This window comes from Pseudomonas sp. FSL R10-0056 (assembly GCF_009600105.1).
GTDB lineage: Bacteria > Pseudomonadota > Gammaproteobacteria > Pseudomonadales > Pseudomonadaceae > Aquipseudomonas > Aquipseudomonas bubulae.
Genome location: NZ_WIWL01000234.1, coordinates 1 through 16,711 on the forward strand (window position 1 = coordinate 1; position 16,711 = coordinate 16,711).

At 59.3% G+C, this 16,711-nt stretch carries 17 protein-coding genes and 3 pseudogenes; 4 read left to right on the forward strand and 16 right to left on the reverse strand.

What is annotated here, in order from left to right; all coding sequences use genetic code 11:
- The 3 genes and pseudogenes from GHO42_RS23630 to GHO42_RS23640 all read right to left on the reverse strand — a co-directional run.
- Window positions 1-188 (reverse strand): annotated as a pseudogene (locus GHO42_RS23630) (hypothetical protein); the annotation flags it as partial.
- Window positions 185-946 carry a DUF2092 domain-containing protein gene (locus GHO42_RS23635; RefSeq protein ID WP_095018163.1) on the reverse strand — a complete coding sequence of 254 codons (762 nt, stop codon included), beginning with the start codon at window positions 944-946 and terminating at the stop codon, window positions 185-187. The gene GHO42_RS23635 and the pseudogene GHO42_RS23630, both read right to left, overlap by 4 nt.
- A gap of 11 nt (window positions 947-957) precedes the next feature.
- Window positions 958-1,866 (reverse strand): transporter, encoded by a 909-nt coding sequence (locus GHO42_RS23640; RefSeq protein WP_095000488.1) that lies wholly within the window; start codon window positions 1,864-1,866, stop codon window positions 958-960.
- Between the two features lie 375 nt (window positions 1,867-2,241).
- Between GHO42_RS23640 and GHO42_RS23645 the strand changes: the two genes are divergently transcribed.
- Both GHO42_RS23645 and GHO42_RS23650 read left to right on the forward strand, forming a co-directional pair.
- On the forward strand, window positions 2,242-2,595 hold the full coding sequence (locus GHO42_RS23645; RefSeq protein WP_165446478.1) for a hypothetical protein: 354 nt from the start codon (window positions 2,242-2,244) through the stop codon (window positions 2,593-2,595).
- Window positions 2,596-2,602: 7 nt separating this feature from the next.
- A complete protein-coding gene (locus GHO42_RS23650) occupies window positions 2,603-4,966 on the forward strand; it encodes a DNA polymerase II (RefSeq protein WP_095023539.1) in 2,364 nt (787 codons plus the stop codon).
- Here the strand turns inward: GHO42_RS23650 and GHO42_RS23655 are convergent.
- The 3 genes and pseudogenes from GHO42_RS23655 to GHO42_RS23665 all read right to left on the reverse strand — a co-directional run bounded on the left by GHO42_RS23655 (window position 4,963) and on the right by GHO42_RS23665 (window position 6,002).
- A complete protein-coding gene (locus GHO42_RS23655; RefSeq protein WP_016781210.1) occupies window positions 4,963-5,244 on the reverse strand; it encodes a hypothetical protein in 282 nt (93 codons plus the stop codon). The genes GHO42_RS23650 and GHO42_RS23655 overlap by 4 nt on opposite strands.
- A gap of 84 nt (window positions 5,245-5,328) precedes the next feature.
- A complete protein-coding gene (locus tag GHO42_RS23660; RefSeq protein ID WP_095018083.1) occupies window positions 5,329-5,697 on the reverse strand; it encodes a type II toxin-antitoxin system HigA family antitoxin in 369 nt (122 codons plus the stop codon).
- A gap of 3 nt (window positions 5,698-5,700) precedes the next feature.
- Window positions 5,701-6,002 (reverse strand): annotated as a pseudogene (locus GHO42_RS23665) (type II toxin-antitoxin system HigB family toxin).
- A gap of 248 nt (window positions 6,003-6,250) precedes the next feature.
- Between GHO42_RS23665 and GHO42_RS23670 the strand changes: the two are divergent.
- Window positions 6,251-6,631 carry a CrcB family protein gene (locus tag GHO42_RS23670; protein WP_153328746.1) on the forward strand — a complete coding sequence of 127 codons (381 nt, stop codon included), beginning with the start codon at window positions 6,251-6,253 and terminating at the stop codon, window positions 6,629-6,631.
- 15 nt (window positions 6,632-6,646) lie between these two features.
- Complete coding sequence (crcB, locus tag GHO42_RS23675) at window positions 6,647-7,051, forward strand: fluoride efflux transporter CrcB (protein ID WP_153328748.1); 405 nt, start codon at window positions 6,647-6,649, stop codon at window positions 7,049-7,051.
- Between the two features lie 59 nt (window positions 7,052-7,110).
- On the opposite strand, the gene kch is transcribed toward crcB, so the two are convergent.
- The 10 genes and pseudogenes from kch to GHO42_RS23725 form a co-directional block, all read right to left on the reverse strand.
- Complete coding sequence (kch, locus tag GHO42_RS23680) at window positions 7,111-8,286, reverse strand: voltage-gated potassium channel protein (RefSeq protein WP_153328750.1); 1,176 nt, start codon at window positions 8,284-8,286, stop codon at window positions 7,111-7,113.
- 90 nt (window positions 8,287-8,376) lie between these two features.
- Window positions 8,377-9,435, reverse strand: a complete 1,059-nt coding sequence (locus GHO42_RS23685; protein ID WP_153328752.1) for a HoxN/HupN/NixA family nickel/cobalt transporter — start codon at window positions 9,433-9,435, stop codon at window positions 8,377-8,379.
- Window positions 9,436-9,462: 27 nt separating this feature from the next.
- The gene (gene yut / locus GHO42_RS23690) at window positions 9,463-10,443 is read right to left on the reverse strand and encodes an urea transporter (protein ID WP_095018079.1); all 981 of its coding nucleotides are present in this window, start codon (window positions 10,441-10,443) and stop codon (window positions 9,463-9,465) included.
- Between the two features lie 190 nt (window positions 10,444-10,633).
- Complete coding sequence (locus GHO42_RS23695) at window positions 10,634-11,596, reverse strand: urease accessory protein UreD (RefSeq protein ID WP_095000480.1); 963 nt, start codon at window positions 11,594-11,596, stop codon at window positions 10,634-10,636.
- The gene (ureG, locus tag GHO42_RS23700; protein ID WP_016781201.1) at window positions 11,593-12,240 is read right to left on the reverse strand and encodes an urease accessory protein UreG; all 648 of its coding nucleotides are present in this window, start codon (window positions 12,238-12,240) and stop codon (window positions 11,593-11,595) included. The genes GHO42_RS23695 and ureG overlap by 4 nt, the downstream gene beginning before the upstream one ends.
- Window positions 12,241-12,305: 65 nt before the next feature.
- Complete coding sequence (locus GHO42_RS23705; RefSeq protein ID WP_095000479.1) at window positions 12,306-12,992, reverse strand: urease accessory protein UreF; 687 nt, start codon at window positions 12,990-12,992, stop codon at window positions 12,306-12,308.
- A gap of 21 nt (window positions 12,993-13,013) precedes the next feature.
- A complete protein-coding gene (gene ureE / locus GHO42_RS23710; protein ID WP_095018078.1) occupies window positions 13,014-13,685 on the reverse strand; it encodes a hypothetical protein in 672 nt (223 codons plus the stop codon).
- Window positions 13,686-13,765: 80 nt separating this feature from the next.
- The gene (locus tag GHO42_RS23715) at window positions 13,766-15,484 is read right to left on the reverse strand and encodes an urease subunit alpha (protein WP_153328754.1); all 1,719 of its coding nucleotides are present in this window, start codon (window positions 15,482-15,484) and stop codon (window positions 13,766-13,768) included.
- A gap of 203 nt (window positions 15,485-15,687) precedes the next feature.
- A pseudogene (locus GHO42_RS26525) lies at window positions 15,688-15,984 on the reverse strand (urease subunit beta); the annotation flags it as partial.
- Between the two features lie 159 nt (window positions 15,985-16,143).
- Complete coding sequence (locus GHO42_RS23725) at window positions 16,144-16,446, reverse strand: urease subunit gamma (protein ID WP_016781195.1); 303 nt, start codon at window positions 16,444-16,446, stop codon at window positions 16,144-16,146.
- Window positions 16,447-16,711 lie beyond the last annotated feature (265 nt).

Here is a 16,711-nt window from a genome sequence, read left to right on the forward strand (position 1 = left end):
GGCTGTGGATGCGGCTGTGGATGCGGCTGTGGCTGTGGCATGGGGTGCGGCGCTGGGTGTCCGCCAGTGTGCGGCAGCACAAAAGTCCGTGCGCCGCCACCACCGCGCAGTTGCCAGGCCAGGGCGACAGAGGTGTGCAGCAGGCAGGCGCTGAGCACGCCACAGAACAGCCAGTGCAGACGCTTCATGGTTGCGCCTCCAGGCTGTATTTGCTCGGGGCCCACTGCAACGGCACTTCCTGGGCACCTGCGGGCGGATCAAAATCAAAGCTGTGGGCGCTGATTGCCGGTGTGAGCTGCCAGGTAAAGTCGACGCTGTGACGCGGCTGCTCGGGTATGTCGCGGCGGGTGATGGTCAGGCGGCACGGCAGGCGCTGTTCGCCCTCACGCAGCCACAGCTGCCAGTCGATAGCATCCTGACGCAAGGCGTAATGATCACAGCGCTGGCCGTCCAGCGTCTCACTGCCAATCAGCACGGCCGAACGCAAACCGGCCTGTCTGACGGTGTTGGCGTTCCAGCGAAACAGGTCGGCCAGCGGCAACTCGATGCCATAGCGACTATTGAGCAGGTCGATCAGTGCGTTGATGTTCGCCGGAGCGGGGGCGCTTGCGTAGTAGGGGCTGGGGCTCTGGTAGAGGGTGAAGCGCTTGCCGTTGTAATAGAGGGTGCGGTGTATGCCCTGATTGTCCACCGAGACCAGCAGCTTGTCCGGCGGTTGGGCCAGCAGTCGGGTGGTGTGCCGAAATTCGACGGTCTGGCCGTTATCCAGTACCTGGTCTGTCTGGCTGCGGGCCTCGACGCCAAACTGCTTGAGGCTGCGCAGGTAACTGCCCATCTGCTCCAGGGCCTGCACAGCCGCGGGCTCGATGGCGGACGGGTCGCCGGCATGGGCGTGCAAGGCCAGGGCCAGTAACAGGCCTGGCACTACGCGACGTACCCGAGGCATGGTCACGACGCTTACCAGACGTACTGCATGCGCAGCGTCCAGGTGGCGATATCCGGTGAGCCTTTGCGCTCGCTCACGGTGTCGGTATAGGCCAGCAGGCCGCCGAATTGGGGGGTGAGCATAAAGCCCATGCTGGCGCCTGCCAGGGTGCTTTCCTGTTTGTTGTCCTGCCAGTCGCCGTCAATTTTTGTCTCGCCGCCCCGGCTATAGGTGGCGTCCAGCGAAGCCCACAGGGCGCGGTTGAAGTCGTAGCTGTAATGGCCTTCGATGGCATACAGGGGTTTTTGTTCGAGCTTGCTGTTGCCCTGGTATTCATCGTTGGACCCGAACAACGACACCATGGTGTTGATCTCCAGCCAGGTGGGGCCGATGGGGGTGCCGAAACCCAGTTCGGGTTTGTACACCCAGCGATTGGCACCGATATTGATCACCCGGTTCTTGTCATAGTCGCCGGTGGGGGTGGTGACTGTCAGGGCTGCCGTGAGAAAGGTCTCGGGAGTCCATTTGGCGAACTCCTCCTTGCTCAGGGCGGGGCCGCCAAAGATGTTGTGTGCGAACACCAATTGGGTGTCACCCATGCCACCGTTGTGTTTGGTACCGGTGAAATAGCGGGCGTTGTCGAATGATGCGGATAGATCGGCGTAAGGCTGCAGGATCTCGAAGGCACTGTTGCGCCCGTCGATACCGAAGCTACGGGCATAACGCAGGATATACAGGTCGGCATTGAGGGACAGACCGTCGATGGGTAGCGAGGTGTCGATGGGGGTATTGGAGTCGACGCGGTTGTAATAGCCGAACAGCATGTTCAGGTCGGTGGGGGTGTTTTGCCAGTCACGGGCGTTGTCGGCCCAGCCCGCCAGCGGCGTCAGGATCAGGGTGAGGGCGGTAAAGCTGGCCTTGCGAGCGGTACTTGCTCCCATCGTAGTGCTCCTTCAATCGCTCTTTGGCGGTTTATCGTCCGATGCCCGGCGTGTTTATTTGTTTACTGAAGCTAGCAGCAACCGCGAAATTCGCTGGCTGGCGACGCAAATGCTGCTGATTCTGTGGGCTGGGTCTCTTTTAAATGACGAGCGGTTATAGGTGTTGCGCTCGGGGAGCAGGGTTGGTGTTGTTCAAATTTTTGCTTTTGCTGTAGCCACCCCCAGGAATGGATTTGTCCCCGGTGGTTTTAACTGCAATACCGGCGACATATTTTCTCTGTGGGACCAAGCCCATTCAGCGGACTACTGGTTATTTAGCCACCTATGGGCACTGGCTGCGTGATATCGTATTGACCTTTATCCAGAGGCTATCCAATGCGAATGCTGATTAGCGTCATGAGTCTGGCCATGCTGGCCGGTTGTGTGTCTCCTGCGATGGACACTGCCCGTAGCCAGGCCCCGACCCGGGTGCTGGCTTCGGAAAAAGCCACGGCGCTGGTCGCCGAATGCATCAAGTTTTCCTGGCAGGATGAAAGCGTGTTCGGGGTCGATGCCAGTGCCTATATCAATAACGACAAGGCTGGCAAACAGACCGTCTACACCCGTGGCGCCGAGTCCTTTGCCGATCTGACGCCCCAGGGCACCGGCACGGCAGTGAGCTACTACGCCCAACAGCCGGGTGATGCTGCTGCCATGCGCCGCCTGGCGATGCTGGCGACATGCCTGTAACCGCGTAATGGACTTGAGGCAGGGCTTTGTCCTGACCCGGCACTGGCGTGATACGCCGTCGGGTATCGAGGTCGACTTCTGGTTGGCCACCGATGACGGGCCGCAGCAGGTGCGCCTGCCTTACCAAACCTGCACCGCGTTTATCCCCAAGATTCAGCTTGGCCAGGCCCAGGCTCTGCTGCAGAACGAGCGCGATATCGAATGGCGTGAGTTGGCGCTGTGTGATTTTCAGTCGCGCCCGGTGATCGGCCTCTACTGCCGCCAGCATGCCCAGTTGATGGACATCGCCCAGCGCCTGCGCCGCGCCGGGGTCGATGTGTACGAGGCCGATATACGCCCGCCGGAGCGGTTCCTGATGGAGCGTTTTATCACTGCGCCGGTGAGCTTTGGCGGCCGTGTACAGGGCGATGGCCCGCTGCTGGACGCCCGGATCAAGCCGCATCCCGACTACCGGCCACGGTTGAAACTGGTGTCCCTGGATATTGAAACCAGCGAGCAGGGCGATCTGTATTCCATTGCCCTCGAGGGCTGTGGCCAGCGCCAGGTGTATATGCTGGGCAAGGCCACCGCGGCCGATACCCCGGTGGATTTCGACCTGGAGTTCTGCGCCAGCCGCGGCGACCTGTTGCTGCGTCTTAACCAGTGGATGGCCCGGCATGACCCCGACGCGATCATCGGCTGGAATGTGGTGCAGTTCGACATGCGGGTGTTGCACGAGCATGCCCGGCGCCTTGGTATCCCGTTGCTGCTGGGGCGTGGCAGCAGTGAAATGCAGTGGCGCGAACACGGCACGCGCAAAAACCATTTTTTCGCCAGTGCTGCGGGCCGCTTGATCATTGACGGCATCGAGTCGTTGCGCTCAGCGACTTGGTCGTTCCCGTCTTTCAGCCTGGAAAACGTCGCCCAGACCCTGCTTGGCGAAGGCAAGGACATCAGCACGCCGTACCAGCGCATGGACGAAATCAACCGCATGTTCGCCCACGACAAACCTGCGTTGGCGCGCTACAACCTCAAGGACTGCGAACTGGTCACGCGGATTTTCGCGAAAACCGAGCTGCTGACCTTTTTGCTGGAGCGCGCCTCGGTCACGGGGCTGGAGGCCGATCGCAGCGGTGGCTCGGTGGCGGCCTTTTATCACCTGTATATGCCGTTGATGCACCGTCAGGGCTTTGTCGCCCCCAATCTGGGGGACAAACCGCCCCAGGCCAGCCCCGGCGGCTTTGTCATGGAGTCCGAGCCGGGGTTGTATGAGTCGGTGCTGGTGCTCGATTACAAAAGCCTGTACCCGTCGATTATCCGCACTTTTTTGATTGACCCTCTGGGGCTGGTTGAAGGCTTGCGCGAGCCTGGCGATGAAACCTCGGTACCGGGCTTTCGTGGTGCGCGTTTCTCTCGCACCCGGCATTGCTTGCCGGCCATTATCGAGCGCGTGGCCAAGGGGCGCGAAGTGGCCAAGCGGGACAAAAACGCGCCCCTGTCACAGGCCCTGAAAATCATCATGAATGCGTTTTACGGGGTGCTGGGCTCCAGCGGTTGCCGGTTTTTTGATACGCGGCTGGCATCCTCGATCACCCTGCGCGGGCATGAAATCATGCTCAAGACGCGGGCACTGATCGAGGCCCGGGGCTATAGCGTGATCTATGGCGACACGGACTCCACCTTTGTCTGGCTGCGCAGTCAGCACAGTGAGGAGGACGCGGCGAGTATCGGCCGTGAGCTGGTGCAGTACGTCAACGACTGGTGGCAGGCCCATGTGCGTGACGAGTATGGGCTGACCAGCGCACTGGAGCTGCAATTCGAGACCCACTACAGCCGCTTTTTCATGCCCACCATTCGTGGCGCCGAAGAGGGCAGCAAAAAGCGCTATGCGGGGTTGGTGGTGCACGCCGACGGCCGTCGGGAGATGGTCTACAAGGGGCTTGAGACCGTGCGCAGCGACTGGTCACCGCTGGCCCGGCAGTTCCAGCAGGCGTTGTACCTGCGCATCTTCAATCGTCAGCCCTGGCAGGCCTACGTGCGTGACTTTGTGCGTGCCACCCTGGCGGGTGAGCATGATGAACTGCTGATCTACCGCAAGCGCCTGCGCCGCCCGCTCAGTGATTACGAGCGCAATGTGCCGCCCCATGTGCGGGCGGCGCGGCTGGCCGATGAGTATAACGACCGGCAGGGGCGGCCCCGGCAGTACCAGAATGGCGGGACGATCAGCTACGTGATCACCGTGGCCGGCCCCCAGCCGTTGGAGAACCGCACCGCAGAAGTGGATTACGAGCACTATCTGTCGCGTCAGCTGCAACCGGTGGCCGACGCGATTCTGGTGTTTGTCGATGACAATTTCAGCGCCCTGGTGGGCGGGCAACTGGGGTTGTTCTAAGCGTCGCTGGCAGGGCTGGCGGCGGCCTTGGAGCGGGCACGATCCTTGGCGGCCTTGGCTTCGGCGGCCAGGCATTCCAGGCAGAACTGCTCGGCATAGCTCATCAGGATTTCGGTGGTGTCGCCCTTGATCGTGCGGGACCCAGCGAGGATATAGCGCATGCGTTTTTCCGTGACCCCGAGGCGCAGGGCAATCCAGGCCGGGGTCTGGCCGATACGGTCGACCAGTTTGTTGGCGTATTCGGTGGAGTGGTTGTAGCGTTCAGCGTTGGGAAACATAGGGGTTCCATGGGGCGATAGGATGAAGCCGGAGGGCATGGTACTCCTTTTCACCCGCGCCCATGATTTTGCCTACCCCGGCGGTCACGACTTGACCGGCTTGATCAGACTCTCTGCCGGGATGCCAAACATCTCATGCAGCTTCCAGATCATGGGCAGGGTCAGGGAGCGCTTGCCGTTGAGCACTTCATACACCCGGTTCTGCCGGCCGATCGCAGGCACCAGGTCAGCCGCTGACAACCCGGACTGCTCCATCCTGAAGCGGATGGCATCCAGCGGGTTGGGCAGGTCGACGGGAAAGTGCTTGGCTTCGTAGGCTTCGATCAGGGTGATCATAACCTCCAGGTAATCGCCCTCAGGTGTCCCGGGCTGCGGTTCATTGTCGAACAGCGGCGAAACCGACTTCAGTGCGTCTTTGTAGTCCTGCTCGGTGCGAATTGGACGAATATTCATGGCTTACTCCATTTCCACGGTGTTGGCATCGATGGCGTCGTACTGCTGGTGAGTGCCTGCGAATTTGATATAGATGGCGCTGAAGCGGTAGGCCACAGCTACCACGAGCCGATAGGCGTTACCTTTGATGTTGAACACGACCCGGTTGCTCTTGAGAATGCTGGCATGGCGAAACTGCCCTTGATGTCGGCCGGCGTTTGCCAGTTCGCCTTTTTCGCTTCATCTATCCAGCAGAGGAAGGATTGCTCTGAGCCTGGGTGCTTTTGCCAAAAAATCTTGAGCTGACTGACTGCGATGATTCTCATAAAACGATCCTGGTCCCATGATGGGACTTTTGCAAGTTGGCTTTACGTCCTGTGCTGCTCAAATACCCTGCAACTCTCAGGAGCGCCAGTTTGAAAGCTTGAGCAAATATGAGCTGCGCCATTCAGGCCTCACTGCCCCCGGCATGGACTCTTCTGTAACAGCGAAAGACCCGGCCCAAGTCATGCCCGCCCGCTGTTTTATGAACTAGAGTTTCCCCCACTCACCAACAGACACGAGAGGGACTTTCATGACTGCGCTGGATGTTTTCTGGGTCGGGCTGGGGGGCGGGCTGGGCTCGCTGTTGCGCTGGTGGATCGGTTTGCGGGTAGGGCAGTTCTATAAGGGACCGTTTCCGCTGGGTACATCTTTGATCAACGTCAGCGGCGCATTTGTAATCGGTTACCTGAGCATCCTGTTTACCGTGGACTGGCGCGACCGCTACGGCGACTTCCTCAGCGCCGCGGTGCTCACCGGTATTCTGGGCGGTTACACCACATTCAGCAGCATGCAGCTGGATGCCTCGAAACTGGCCAAGGCCAGGGATCGTGCATGGGCCGCGGGTTATCTGATCATCTCGGTACTGGTCGGCCTGGCCGCCGCCGCTTTCGGCGCCTGGCTGGCGCGCTGACTCAGGAGTCACACCATGCTCAACATGATTATTCTGATTTTCGTCGGTGGTGCGTTCGGCGCCATGTGCCGCGAGTTCGTCATGCTCTCGGTGCCGCGCCTGGCCGATGGTTTTCCCATGGATATCTTTGTCGCCAATATCGTCGCCGCGTTCCTGCTGGGCGTGGCCACGTCGCTGTTCAAGAGCAACCGCATCAACCAGTACGTGCACGTGATGGTCGGCACCGGGATCATGGGCGGGTTATCCACGTTCTCCAGTTTCGTGTTTGGCGCAGTCGAGATGATGCAAGGCCCGGGCAGTGTTTTTGTCTCCATCTGCTATCTGGTGATCAGCCTGGTAATCGGTTTTGCTGCCGTCGAACTGGGTCTGATTGCCGGGGCCAAGGTTACGCCGCTGCCTGCATCCGATACCCCGCAATAAGCCCTTGCAGCGCCCATGAAAAAGCCCTCGTCAGAGGGCTTTTTTTATCCTGCCATGTCTCAGGCCAAAGACGTACGCTTGCCGAAGAACATCTCGGTGATCAGATCATTGTTGATTTGATCGCCCTGCAGGGTACGCACCAGCAACTCACTGCCCAGCAATGGCAACGACAGCACCATGGTCGGGTTGACGCGTTTGACCTTGGGCATGTTCCGCGTTTCGTTGACCAGTGCGATGATCTGGGTTTCGTCGCCTGCCACTTCCTTGGCCGCGAGGATGGTGAACACGTTTTCGGCGTCGCTGTCGCACAGGGTGACGATGTACTTGGCGTCCGCTGCTCCGGCCAGTTTCAGGGTCGACGCGGCCGACGGGTCACCTTCAATGATATCGGCCTTTTCCGGCAGGTCATGCTGGCTGCCGGCCGCGCATACCACCGTGACGTGTTCGCCGCGATCGGTCAGACCTTTGTAGACGTTTTGTGCCAGGGAACCAACGCCAACGAGAATGTAGTGATTTTTACGCGCCATATGGGTAATACTGCCTTTAACAATACGTTGGATGTTGTTGCTGATCAGCGGGCCGGCAATGGACGCCACCGAAATCGCGAAGATGGTGATGCCCAGGATGATCACTGTCAGGGTGAAAAAACGCGCATCGGTGGTATGCGGGACGATGTCACCAAAGCCTACGGTGGACATCACCACGATGGCGAAGTAGAACGCCGATGGCAGGTCCGTCACCGGCGGTGCAAAGCCATCACCGATGTAGAGCGTGCCCAGCGTGCTGTAGACGATCAGTGAGGCGATGCTGACCACCGCAAAGAAGCTGCCCGAGGCCAGGCTGTAGTGGTCAAAACGGCGCCAATAGAAGGCCAGCACGGCAATGGTGACCAGCGAGAAGAAGGTCACGCCGTCAGGTTTTTTCAGAATGAAAAAATCCACGCAGACCGTGGCCACCAGCAGCAGCAGGGAAAAAAACCAGCTGATGCGTGACTTGATCAACAGCCCCAGTGACATCAGCAGGAGTACAAGCCCCACCACAAACCCGGGGATTTCCAGCAAGGCTAAAAAGCTTAATGCCTCCTTCCAGGTATCAAAGGAGCCGGATTTGGCATTGGCATGGGCAACGCCACGTTCAAGCACCGGCAGAAATAAAAGAAAGCCGTTGATCGCAACCAGCAAGGCGACCCCATAGGCAAAGGAGATCCGATTTTTTACGTCCTGTAATAAAGTCATAGCACCTACGACGCGTCAGTTAAGGGGTGAGGGGAGTGTAGGTCAGGTTTATCGGGCTGCCACCAGCAGCCCGTGTGCTTGAGCCTCTGATCAGGCGTTGGCAGGCAGTTGGTCATAGCCGCGGATGTAGTAATTGAGGGCCGAAATCAGCCAGCACAGGACAAACATCCCGATGATCCAGTAGCCAATCTCGCCGAAGTTTTCACTGATGGCATTGATCGGCGTCCATATCCCGCCGGTGAGTTGCAGTTTTTCGGCAATCAACCCCAGCGCTTCGACAACACCAATAAACAGGGCCACCACCACCGAGGCGGCAGTGATGGTGATGTTGTAGTAGAGCTTGCGCACCGGTTTGGAAAACGCCCAGCCGTAGGCACCGATCATCACGAAGTTGTCCAGTGAATCGATCAGGGCCATGCCCACCGCAAACAGCACCGGGAACACCATGATTGACCACAGGCTGATGCCGTGGGAGGCGCTGGTGGCGCTGATGCCCAGCAAGCCGATTTCGGTGGCAGTGTCAAAGCCCAGGCCAAACAGAAAGCCCACCGGGTACATGTGCCAGCTTTTGTTAACCAGGTTGAACACCCGACCAAAAATTCGCGCCATCAGGCCACCCTGGTGGGTGGTGATCAGGTCCAGTTCTTCGGGGGGCAGGGTGTGGCCGGCCTTGACCTGTTTGAACTTCTTGTACACCGAGATCAGGATGACCAGGTTGAGCACGCCGAACAGCAGCAGGAATACCGAGGACACCAGGGTGCCGATCAGGCCGCCGGTTTCATGGAACCACTCCATATCGTCCTTGAACGCCATTGCCGTGGCCGCAATCGCGAAAGACGCCAGCACCACAATGGTCGAATGCCCCAGGGAGAACCAGGTGCCTACGGCTATCGGGCGTTTGCCCTGTTGCATCAGCTTGCGGGTGACATTTTCGATGGCGGCAATATGGTCGGCGTCCACGGCGTGGCGCAGGCCGAAGCCGTACGCGAGCAATGCGGTGCCCATCAAGACCGGGTTGTTGCCGAACTCGATAAAGGCCCAGGCCCAAGCCAGCAGGTTGGCCACGATCAGGCCGGTCAGCAGATAAATGGCGCGCCGTGTGGTGTTCGACGGCTCGGCATTTGTCAGGGGGTAGGCAATCGCGGTCATGGAAAGACTCCGGCAAAGGGATCGAAATTATTGGCGGTGGGCCGGCATGACGTCTTTGTTGGGCACCAGAAACAGCCAGGAAGCCAGTACAAAGGGCATGGTCAATGTCGGGATGCCAACCGGGGCCAGTACTGTATTCAAGGCGCCTTGCACAAATACAGTGAAAACCACGCCAATCAGGGTGTAGATCAACACGCGCCAGCTGGGCTTGTTGAAGGTCGAGCCCAGGGCGATGGCAGTCAGCACGGCGCTGAAGGCATACAGGCCGTTATTGATGCTGGCGTGTTCGGCTTGCAGCACCACGGCCACCAGCACCGCCAGCAGCGAGCCCAGCAGGCCGAACACCGCGGCCCACAACGATGACACCGCCAACCCGGCGAGAAACAGCACGCTGCCGATCACCGTGCTGATCAAGAACACTTCGGAGATCCCGTAGAACGTGCTCTTGAACAGGTCGATACCATCGAACAGGCTGGTGTTGTACGCGACCAGATCATGGGGCAGGTTGGGCACGGGCAGGGCGCTGGTGTTCAGGCCGCCAAAGGCATAGCTGGCCAGCAGCATGGTCCAGGTCACCAGCACGAAGGGCGCCGTGAGGGCGGCGACTTTCCAGGTCTTCAGAATATCGGCGATGCAGATGGTGACGATTACCGAGACCACACTGCCGAGGATAATGCATAGCCACAGGATGGGTGTGACAGCGAGGAAGGTAGGCAGGGCAGCGCCGACCAGGCAGCCGTTATAGCCATAGAGGCCGGCCTTCCAGGAAGTGCGGTCCTTGAGGTGCATACCGGTAAGGGTTGCCACGACCGTGCCCAGGACACTGCCGAAGGCCATGGCCGGGTTGCCTTCGCCAAACGCGCCGACAAAAATGGCGGCAAAAAACAGTAGCCCGGTCAGCGGGTTATTCTGGAACATGACCTGAGCACAACCACGCAGGGTGACGTCGATAAACTCAAGGACGACGTTGCCATCCACGATTTTCGACCACTTGGATGCAGCTTCCATATTGACTCTCCCAATTGAGCATTTGGCCAGGATCAGCTTGCGTAGCAGCTGCCGTAGGAACGAGGCTGCGTTCGGCGGCGCAGCCGTCGCAAAATCAGGCACTGCGGTGTGCCAGTCAAACCCTGTCCTCAGGAATTACGACGGCTGCGCCGCCGGACGCAGCCTCGTTCCTTCGGCAGCTGCTACACAGCTACTTCCACAAAAACGCCGGTTGCAGGGTCACGCCCAGGATTTCTTCGCGGGCCACCTTCCAGAACTCGCGGATTTGCGCCTTGACCTCGCCACTGTCGTTGCCCAGCACCTTGAATATCAGCCCGCAGTCGTTGGGCAGGCGGGTCACCCCGCTGGCCAGCCCGGCCTGCATGTCAAACAGCGCCGGGATGCGCTCGACAATCCGGTCGTGATGCTCCCTGGGCGTGAGCAATACCACGTTGCCGAACACATCGAAGGTCTGCATCACGCCAATGGCGTCCAGGCTCTCTTTTTTTGGCTCAAGAATGTACTTCTCGACAAACAGCTCGCGACCCTCGAGGTTCTCGGCGCGCACCCGGGAGGAGTACACGTCAAAGCCGAAACGCTCATCCACATGATGATACTTGCGCCCCGACATCAGGATTTCGCAGTAGATGGCCGTCGCCGTGGGGTGGATCCTGATTTGCGTGTCGGTGATAAACCGTGCATTGCGATGGGGGATCAGCGGGTCGGGCATAAACTCCAGGTAGCCGCCTTCTTCGATCGTGAAGTGCTGGATTTGCGAGGCGTAGTTGGCATTCATCGAATGCACTTTGGTCGCCGACTGGGTGGTGACGTGCCCGCAGGCACCCACCCCCACGTTGACATCTGTGGCCAGGCGGTCGCCCTGCAGCACGCAGCCCGAAGTTGAAATCATGGTCACACAGGGCAGCTCGGGCATTTCCTCGTCCCAATACAAGGCCCGTTGCACCAGCGATGGTACGCGGCGCTCCATGTCCGCCAGCACGCTGCGGTTACCGCGCTTTTCAAAACCCAGGCGCAGGTAGCCGCTTTTACCCACGGCACCGCTGTGCATTTGCGCCGGTTCGTCCTGGTACTGCGACAGCTCCGGCGCATCAATGCCGAGTGAGTGAGCGCGTAGCCGTGACGGGTTGTTCACGATCTGGCTCTGCGCTGTCATGCACTGACCCCGCTTTTGACCGCCGGTTTTTGTGCGAACAGGAACATGTGCTCGATCATGTCCACCAGTTCTTCAATGCCCTGACCGGTCTTGCAGTTGGTGAGGATATACGGGCGGTTGCCGCGTACCACTTTGGTGTCGCTTTCCATCACATCAAGGCTGGCGCCAACGTAGGGGGCGAGGTCGATCTTGTTGATGATCAGGATATCGGCCTGCACTAGCCCCGGGCCATTTTTGCGCGGGATTTTCTCGCCTTCGGCGACGTCGATCACGTAGATATAAAAGTCGGCCAGGGCCGGACTGAAGGTCAGGGTCAGGTTGTCGCCGCCGCTCTCGATCATGATCAGGTCGCTGTCGGGGAACTTCTCTTCCATTTCCTCGACCGCGGCAATGTTCATGCTCGGGTCTTCACGCACTGCGGTGTGCGGGCAGGCACCCGTTTCCACACCGAGGATCTTGTCTTCATCGAGGATACCCTTGAGGGTACGTTTGACCTGTTTGGCATCTTCGGTGGTGACGATATCGTTGGTGATGATCAAGGGCTTGTAGCCACGGTTGATCAGGATCGGAGTGATCACTTCGATGATCGCGGTTTTACCTGAACCGACCGGGCCGCCAATACCAATACGAGTAATCTTTTTCACGGTTATTTCCTTACCAGATAGGGGAGCGGAAGCTGCGTCGACACATGCCGACGCAGCCCGGGGTGTCAGTTCATGAATAGCCGTACATGTGCCTTGACGTGCACGGCGGCGAGCACATCGACTATCGGGACATAGGAGGACATCTGCTCGATATCGCCGACTTCGGCGATATCGCAGAACGCTTCAATGTCGTGGTTGAGTTCGAACAGGATGTGCTGGGTGTCCAGGTGCGTGACCCGCATCAGGCGCATGGCCGCGCTGAGGATGGTCATGGCCACGCCGTACTGGTGCATCACCACGACCTCACGGGCACCGATGCCCTGGGTCGACATCACCACGGCCTGGGTGACGGGGTAGGTGCCTGCCGCGTTGCCGGCCTTGATCTGTTCAAGCCACCAGCGCACCAGCGGTTTTTCGACGACATGGATCGACATTTCCGCCAGTTTTTTGCCCATGCGCGTGGCCATCAACCGGCTTTCTTCATTGAGCTTGCGGTTATTCACCGCCCAGTCGGCGCGTAAAATGCCGTCGCGGTCTTCTGCCACGGCAGCCCGGTGCGCAGCGACCACGCCCATGCCGTCACAGCTGGCCGCCTGCTTGAGGGCGGTGAGCACAAAACCCTTCAGGGTCGGGACATCGTGGACGATGCCTTTTTGAATGGCCGATTCCACGCCGTTGGAGAACGAAAAGGCACCGACCGGCAATACGGAATCGCCAAACTGCATGATGCGAATTAGATCTGATGCGTTCATCTATGCGCCTTCTTGCCGGGTTCAGTGCTTATGGCTGTGAAACGTATGGCCGTTGTCGTGACTGTGACTGTGTGCGTCATGGCTGTGCACGCCCTGGATCTTCAGGGCGGCAGCGTCCAGCTTGTCTTGCGGGCTGGCCACGTGAACATGGGTGTCGGTTTCTTCGGCACCGCCAAACAGCAGGCGCGCCTCGGATGTGGTCAGCAGCGGCAGGATTTCGGCGCCGCCAACAAAAGCGTACGGCAGGTGTTGAAAGCCGTGGGTGCGCATCACCGAGTCCATCATTTTGGTTTCGACGGTGAGCGGGATATAGACCTCGTTGTTTTTGGTCACGGCTTTCCAGTGCTGGTTGCCGAGGGCATGGCCGAGCTCGAAGCTGGTTTTGATCAGCACGTCCAGGGGCTGTTTTTTCAGCTCCTTGAGATCGATGACCATCACGTCGCGCAGGTTCAGTTGCACCACCACGGCGGTGTTGGAGCCTTCATCCCAGAGCAGCACATCGCCGTCTGAAAGCACCACGTTACGTTCCAGCGAAATGCCCAGGTCAAGACCGCCGAGGCTGGTGCGCCGGCAGCGACTTTTTTGCGCTTCACGCTGGTCGAGCACCAGCAGGTCAACCTTGGCGCCTTCGAGTTTGTGCTGCCAGTGCGGGTCTTTCTTGGCGTTGCCGAGTATGTGTTCAATCAAAATCACGTCGCAAACTCCTTCCCTGAATCATGTGCCGGGCGTGTGCCACCGGGTGCAGGTGCCCCCGGTAGCGGCCCGTTCAGGCATTAGCCAAAGAAATAACGCTGGTTCATGGTGGCCACATCGATGGGCTTGCACGTGGCGTGTACGCCGTCGACTTTTACCGCGAAAGTTTCCGGATCAACATCGATATGCGGGGTCTGGTCATTGCGCACCAGGTCCTTTTTGGACACGGTGCGGCAACCGCGCACCGCCATGACCTGACGCTCCAGCCCGGCCTTTTCTTTCACGCCGTCTTCCAGCGCCGCCTGCGACACGAAGGTCACGCAGGTGTCTTGCAGGGACTTGCCGAAGGCACCGAACATCGGACGGTAGAACACCGGCTGCGGGGTTGGCAGAGAGGCGTTCGGGTCACCCATGGCGGCCCAGTTGATCATGCCGCCCTTGATCACCATTTTCGGTTTGGCCCCGAAGAAGCGCGGATCCCACAGCACCAGGTCGGCCATCTTGCCGACTTCCACCGAGCCCAGCACATGGCTGATACCCTGGGCCAGTGCCGGGTTGATGGTGATTTTGGCCACGTAACGCAGCACCCGGAAGTTGTCGTTATCGGCGCTGTCTTCCGGCAGTTTGCCACGTGACACTTTCATCGCATGGGCGGTTTGCATCACCCGCAGCCAGTTTTCACCGACCCGGCCCATGGCCTGGGAGTCACTGGAAAACATGGAGATCACGCCCATGTCCTGCAGCACGTTTTCGGCGGCAATGGTTTCCGGGCGTACGCGGCTTTCAGCAAACGACACGTCAGCCGGCACGTTCGGGTTGAGGTTGTGGCAGACCATGATCATGTCGAACAGCTCGGCCTGGCTGTTGACGCCGTAAGGCAGGGTCGGGTTGGTCGAGCTTGGCAGTACGTTGCTCTGGCTGGCCACCTTGATGATGTCGGGGGCGTGACCACCACCGGCGCCTTCCGTGTGGAAGGTGTGAATGGTGCGACCTTCGAAAGCATCAATGGTGTCTTCGACGTAGCCACATTCGTTCAAGCTGTCAGTGTGCACCGACACCTGCACGTCCATCTCGTCGCCGGTACGCAGCGCATGGCGCAGTGCGTTTGAGGTTGCGCCCCAGTCTTCGTGAACCTTGAGCCCGGCGACACCGGCGATGATCTGTTCGGCCAGCGGCTCGCGGCCAAAAGAGTTGCCCTTGCCCAGCATGCCGACGTTGATCGGCAGCCCTTCGAGCGAACGCAGCATCTGGCGGATGTTCCAGGGGCCGGCAGTTACGGTGGTGCCGTTGGTGCCATCGGTAGGGCCGATACCGCCGCCGAAGAAGGTGGTGATGCCGTTGGACAGCCCGTGATAAGCCTGCTGCGGCGAGATCAAGTGAATGTGGGTGTCGATCCCGGCTGCAGTCAGGATCAGGTGCTCGCCGGAGATGGCGTCGGTGCTCACACCCACGACCAGGCCGGGGGTCACGCCGCTCATGATGCCCGGGTTGCCGCTTTTGCCGATCCCGACGATCTTGCCGTCACGGATACCCACGTCGGCTTTGATTACGCCCTGGATCGCGTCGATGATGGTGACGTTGGTGATAACCAGGTCCAGTACGCCGTTGTCGCGGGTCAGGGTATTGTCGGCGCCCATGCCGTCGCGCAGGGATTTGCCGCCGCCGTAAACGGATTCTTCACCGTAACCGCGCAGGTCCTTTTCAATCTCGACAAACAGGTTGGTGTCACCCAGGCGGATTTTGTCGCCCGTGGTTGGGCCGAACAGGCCTGCGTATTCTTTGCGTGAAATGGTTGGCATCGGTGGCTCCTTTTCTAATGCCGCGCGAGCGTCAATGGTTCAACGGCGCGAGTGCAAAGTATGAGAATGCGTGGTTACTTGTCGTTGACGGGCTTGGACGGCTTGGCCGGCTCGGAGAACTTGAAGCCGCGATCGACTGCGCGCTGGATGGCCTGCAGTTTTTCCGGGCGCTCATGGTTGCTGGTGAGCTTGTCCGGTACCCAGCCATCGACCAGGTTGTTGAAGCCGTAAAGCGTTTGCTTGCCACCGTAGGGGATCAACGGCACTTCGATTTCGTCGCCCGGCTCGAAGCGGATGGCTGTGGTGGCCGTGATGTTCAGGCGCTTGCCAAAGGCGGCGGCGCGGTCGAATTCCAGGGCACGGTTGACTTCAAAGAAGTGAAAGTGCGAGCCGATCTGGATCGGACGGTCACCGGTGTTGCGCACCTTTACCTTGGTGACGGGGCGGTCTTCGTTAAAGGTGATGGGCGTGCTGGCGTAAATCGTGCCGCCCAGAGGCACATCGGCTTCATTGCCCTTGCTGACGCCACCGGGGTTCTTGGCGTGGGGGATGCTGTGGTTCGGGTGAGTATCCTGGTGCGGGCCTGCTGTCTCTTTGGTGCTCATGACTGATTCCTCAAAACGTGAAAGTTTTGCGTTTACCGGGTTTAAAGCAGACGGTTACTTGATCGGGTCGTGGACCGTGACCAGACGACTGCCGTCGGTGAAAATCGCTTCAACCTGAACGTTGGGAATAAGGTCGCTGACGCCTTCCATCACGTCATCCTTGGTGAGTACTTTGCTGGCCTCGGTCATCACATCCTCAACCGACTTGCCATCGCGTGCGCCTTCCAGGGCGGTCACGGTGATAATTGAAACAGCCTCTGGATAGTTCAATTTCAAGCCGCGAGCCTTGCGCCGGAATGCGACGTCCGACAGGGTGTAAACCATCAGCTTTTCGACTTCTCTGGGGGTGAGCTGCATAAACCCTCCTATCTACAGTGCGGTAAGAATTAACGTTCTGGAGTGCCGCTCAGGCGTGCGCGCATGCAAAACACTCCACACGATGGGTACGTGTGAAGGCGGGTTGACGTGTGAGTGGGGTTTTTTAATGCCTGTTGTCGTTTCATAAGCTCAACCGTTCAAATCCATTAATACGGGTGCGAGCAGAGCCTAGGCTCTGTACGTAAACCCAAGAAATACGATTTTCTGTAAAATACACCGCCATTAAAGCCAGGAGGCCAAGATG

Bases quoted from the DNA above. Each gene is read 5' to 3' on its own strand.
- GHO42_RS23685 (WP_153328752.1), bottom strand. From the start codon at position 9,435: ATGACCGCGATTGCCTACCCCCTGACAAATGCCGAGCCGTCGAACACC.
- GHO42_RS23645 (WP_165446478.1), top strand. From the start codon at position 2,242: ATGCGAATGCTGATTAGCGTCATGAGTCTGGCCATGCTGGCCGGTTGT.
- GHO42_RS23695 (WP_095000480.1), bottom strand. From the start codon at position 11,596: ATGACAGCGCAGAGCCAGATCGTGAACAACCCGTCACGGCTACGCGCT.
- kch (WP_153328750.1), bottom strand. From the start codon at position 8,286: ATGACTTTATTACAGGACGTAAAAAATCGGATCTCCTTTGCCTATGGG.
- GHO42_RS23650 (WP_095023539.1), top strand. From the start codon at position 2,603: ATGGACTTGAGGCAGGGCTTTGTCCTGACCCGGCACTGGCGTGATACG.
- crcB (WP_153328748.1), top strand. From the start codon at position 6,647: ATGCTCAACATGATTATTCTGATTTTCGTCGGTGGTGCGTTCGGCGCC.
- GHO42_RS23640 (WP_095000488.1), bottom strand. From the start codon at position 1,866: ATGGGAGCAAGTACCGCTCGCAAGGCCAGCTTTACCGCCCTCACCCTG.
- GHO42_RS23725 (WP_016781195.1), bottom strand. From the start codon at position 16,446: ATGCAGCTCACCCCCAGAGAAGTCGAAAAGCTGATGGTTTACACCCTG.
- GHO42_RS23715 (WP_153328754.1), bottom strand. From the start codon at position 15,484: ATGCCAACCATTTCACGCAAAGAATACGCAGGCCTGTTCGGCCCAACC.
- GHO42_RS23655 (WP_016781210.1), bottom strand. From the start codon at position 5,244: ATGTTTCCCAACGCTGAACGCTACAACCACTCCACCGAATACGCCAAC.
- GHO42_RS23705 (WP_095000479.1), bottom strand. From the start codon at position 12,992: ATGAACGCATCAGATCTAATTCGCATCATGCAGTTTGGCGATTCCGTA.
- GHO42_RS23660 (WP_095018083.1), bottom strand. From the start codon at position 5,697: ATGAATATTCGTCCAATTCGCACCGAGCAGGACTACAAAGACGCACTG.
- yut (WP_095018079.1), bottom strand. From the start codon at position 10,443: ATGGAAGCTGCATCCAAGTGGTCGAAAATCGTGGATGGCAACGTCGTC.
- GHO42_RS23670 (WP_153328746.1), top strand. From the start codon at position 6,251: ATGACTGCGCTGGATGTTTTCTGGGTCGGGCTGGGGGGCGGGCTGGGC.
- GHO42_RS23635 (WP_095018163.1), bottom strand. From the start codon at position 946: ATGCCTCGGGTACGTCGCGTAGTGCCAGGCCTGTTACTGGCCCTGGCC.